Below are 369 nucleotides of genomic sequence, written 5' to 3' on the forward strand. Positions count from 1 at the left end.
GGAGTGATCCATGCGTTCATTGTCAACTAGAGCAACTTAAAACTGTCTAAAATATAAATCCCCTCTACGACCAACATGAAAATTGGTCTAACAACCTTCCCAGGAAGGTTTCCAAAAGTTTGAATTAGCCTTTAAGCTTATATTTTAGACAGTTTATTTTTTATATCTCCTCATCTTCTTTTTCCTGAAGCTGTTGCTGCCATTTCCAGGCACTCTGCATAGCATCTTCTATTCCATACTCTGCTTTCCAGTTAAGAACTTCGTTTGCTTTTGTAGTATCGGCGTAAGCTGATGTAATATCCCCCTCTCTTCTTGGAGCAAAATCATAAGGCAATTTTTGTCCCGACACCTTTTCAAAAGCCTGTATGG

1 pseudogene is annotated in these 369 nt (G+C 38.8%); it reads right to left on the reverse strand.

Annotation, left to right across the window (positions count from 1 at the left end):
- Window positions 1-160: 160 nt before the first annotated feature.
- A pseudogene (locus HC176_RS17615) lies at window positions 161-369 on the reverse strand (UDP-glucose 4-epimerase GalE); the annotation flags it as partial.

It is taken from the genome of Tamlana crocina (genome assembly GCF_012037625.1).